Here is a 3,414-nt window from a genome sequence, read left to right as displayed (position 1 = left end):
ACCCGCAATCGCTCACCTTCGGCCACATTTCCCCAATAGAAAACGGGGGGTTAGCTGACCTCGAAATAGAAAAATGGAAATAAGAATCTTACGGCAGCTTGTGGATAAGTCACCACATCTTGCGACGTTCACTTTTGTTCTCACCATATCTTCACGTGCTTCCGTTTATTGGGTAACATACCACCAAGAACAGCCAATGCAGACAAGACCAGGGCCGAGAAAGAATATTATGCAGAACGCGACACTTAGCGAAAACGTAGGAACACTGAAAAAAGGCGTATCTACACCAACTTCTCGCCTAGTAGGCTGTCCCCGCTATCCAGAAAGTACGTATCTGCCACTCAATGCAGAGAAACGGATGACTACCGCCGTCAGGTTTGCAACACATATCAAGAAACCCATAAACACGCTGATAACCATCAACGCGGCTCATCTGCAAAGAATAGGGTCAGGCAGTATTTTCGACATTGGGCATCTTTGGGATGGATGCCGCGACTTCCTAGAGTTGCTTAGAAAGTGGGTCACTCATCGAGGCCTCACCTGGTCATGCATCTGGGTAAGGGAGTATACCGGCGGGCGCAATGATCACCACGGCGAGCATTGGCATATCGCAATCCACCTACCTCGGCATCACCAGGCTGACCTTGCATCACAGATTTCCACTTGGACCGGTGAGGCGGCTGGCGAAACTGACGGCAAAAAGAAATGCATCGCTAAGTCGACCACCGGCGCATGGTATATCAACCAACGCTACGACAATGCAGGCGAATATCTGGGCAAAGCAACGCCACCGACGCGGCCAAGGTACGGGCGGCGAGTTCCAAACCAGCATCGCCAATGCTTCAAATATCGCGGCGGTGACGGCCCCATCCAGGGCAAGCGTTTTGGAATATCCAAGCCCATCGGTGAAACGGCGCAAGCACGGCTGGGCTGGACAGCATAGACCAGCCTACAAACTATGGCGCCCAACACTAAAATGCTGGACGCCAGTTTTTTTTGTTATGAGCGCTTGTCTCTAGTTTTTTTTATGACGTGCAAAATCCAAGCCACTAATAGCCCCGCTATTACCTTCTCAGCCACGCCAATTAATATTGTAATTAACATGTATGTATTTATGCGAATGAGAATTTTGACGGCTGAAACACGCAAAAAACGGGTGGTTTTAACTCTCAAGTTCACAGGCGTGGCGAACAGCTTACATCGTTCGTGCGCAGGCCGCCCATAGCGGCGCTCACAGACGCATCTGCATCAGTTTGCTAGGTGAAGGTGCCGCAAGGGCTTAGACGGCCTCAGGCGGGCGTATATGGGCGCGACTATGCGGCGTACCCTGAAAGCAGGGAAGATCCACCATGAATTTTCAGACGCCGTAAAAGGCCGGTTCCTAAATGATGGAAAATCCTTAAGGTTGCCCAAAGGTTTTGCGTTGATCGGCGCAAGCGACCGCGACGTGCGCGCGTGAGGCATAAAAGGCTGATAACACACATTATGTTGAATAAATTATTCAACGATTGCGGTCACTTAGACGAAAACAGGCCTAAAATAGGCATATTTAGAGGCTCGTGTAATTTTATTGCGTGAACAAGTTAGCCAGAAAAAGTGTTATGCGACAAAAGGTTAGAGAGTTTTTTACGCAATACGCGCGCAAGTGACCTCGATAGCGGGAAAGGCACCGAATTTTCCAACATCTCTATGACCACGGCCACCACGGTTTTTATTGGTCAAGATCTCCAACTGTAGCCACAGCCAGCTCAGCGATAAGTTGGCAAACGAACATGTCACTTTTGATCAATTCGTCCTGACCATATGGCGCAGCTGCACTTTCAAATAGCTCACCGAGTGGCCGCATTTCCTGTGCCTGAGCCGTACTCACAGCGGGGGTAAGCATCAGCGCCACAACGGCGCAACGAGTGAGTTTCTTCATGGATTTTTCTTTCTCAAAATGGCCACCAGCTACGCCTTTTCCTGATTGCAGGATAATCATTGCTCTCAGGTGGTGGCAGCATCCGGCGCACGTCATCAAGGTGGCGTTGTAGCATTGCCGTCTTTTCGCGCTCAGCTTCCAGGGCGGCCTCAGCAAGAGCAAGGCGTGTGGCTATGTCATGGTCTACGTCTGTTTTCTGGCCCGGTTCACTGCGGCTCACTTGGTGCGGCTTAGACCGGCTCACATCCTTTTCAGTCGGTCGTGGTGCATAGACCCGCGCAAGTTCGGCGGCATCAATGCGCCAATGTCCGGCGTCATCCTTGGAGCCGCTCACAGTGCCGTCTGACAAGGATTTCATTAGTGTTGCGCGGCTCACCTTGTAAACCCTCACAGCCTCACGCGGCGATAGTTTAGGCATCGTCAGATCTCACTAAAATAGGGTGGCTCACAGCGGTTCATTGATCCGGCTAACTAGTCCGGCCTAGGCCAGGTGCATTAGCGAGGCTTTCAGCAAGCCTATGGCGCTCTTGTGCTATCGTTTCGACCCGCCCTTCACGGCGCGCAGTCCGACCAATGCGCGGGCGGTCCAGTTCGCGTTGTGTCTCGATTAGGTCGGGCGTATCCTTGCGGCCCCATGCCAGTCGAACACCTACAACGCGGCGGCCACGCTTGAGCGGCGCATAGACGGCGGTAAAGCCTGCAAGCTGATTAATCTCAGCAACGGCGCGGTCGATGGCAAAGCGGCGCAAGTCTTGCCACCTGCGAAATGTTCCATCTGGTACCCCTAGGACACTACGCAATTCGTCTAGGGTCAGTTCTTCGGACACTTGGCGGCGGTTCACCCGCAAACCGATGTGCATATACAGGCGCAGGCTATAGCGGCTCTCGAAGGCCAGCACGGCGCGGCGGGATACGGCGGCCCAATGGGTCGAATCAGCAATGACACGGCGCATCGCGGGCGAAAACTCAAACCTGATTTCAGCGTCATCAAGGCTATCTGGTTCCCGTTCCACATCGCTCAGGATCGGCCCGCTCTTGGTGAATGGGCGGCCCTTGCGGCTCACCACTTGGACCGACACTGTGGTCATGTGCAGCTCGTGGATGGCTTCGGCCAGTTCATCGCGGCTCTTATGAAACGTCTCGTTTAGGACGGCGTAGGGGATCCGATGTTGCACCTGGTCGGCAACGGCAATTCCGGCCTCTTGGATAAGCAGACAAAATAGCTTGGCGGCGCGCAGGCTCAGGCTACCGCCAGTCGTAAAGCGCATATCCGCAACCTCACCAGCCGCGACGATGGCGTCAGAGTCAGGCCGGTGCATCCGGATTGCGTCTAAGGTGGTCAGTTTGGCCATGGGTGAAGGCTAAGGGTGAAGGCTCACCTAGGCAACTCACCTCACCCGCAATCGCTCACCTTTCACCCGCAATCGCTCACCTTCGGCCACATTTCCCCAATAGAAAACGGGGGGTTAGCTGACCTCGAAATAGAAAAATGG

General features: G+C 53.4%; 3 protein-coding genes. 1 reads left to right on the top strand and 2 read right to left on the bottom strand.

Features of this window, described 5'->3' with window-relative positions:
* Positions 1-358: 358 nt before the first annotated feature.
* Entirely contained in the window at positions 359-943 is a 585-nt protein-coding gene (locus tag ACJ5NV_RS20320; RefSeq protein ID WP_411646695.1) for a hypothetical protein, read from the top strand.
* A gap of 768 nt (positions 944-1,711) precedes the next feature.
* Here ACJ5NV_RS20320 and ACJ5NV_RS20315 read toward each other — a convergent pair.
* Positions 1,712-1,981 carry a hypothetical protein gene (locus ACJ5NV_RS20315; protein ID WP_411646693.1) on the bottom strand — a complete coding sequence of 90 codons (270 nt, stop codon included), beginning with the start codon at positions 1,979-1,981 and terminating at the stop codon, positions 1,712-1,714.
* Positions 1,982-2,388: 407 nt separating this feature from the next.
* Positions 2,389-3,273 carry a replication initiation protein gene (locus tag ACJ5NV_RS20310; protein WP_411646691.1) on the bottom strand — a complete coding sequence of 295 codons (885 nt, stop codon included), beginning with the start codon at positions 3,271-3,273 and terminating at the stop codon, positions 2,389-2,391.
* Positions 3,274-3,414 lie beyond the last annotated feature (141 nt).

The sequence above is a fragment of the Loktanella agnita genome, assembly GCF_046640325.1.
Classification (GTDB): domain Bacteria; phylum Pseudomonadota; class Alphaproteobacteria; order Rhodobacterales; family Rhodobacteraceae; genus Yoonia; species Yoonia agnita.
The sequence above is the reverse complement of the archived record's forward strand: the minus strand, read 5'-3'. Positions and strand labels throughout refer to the sequence as shown.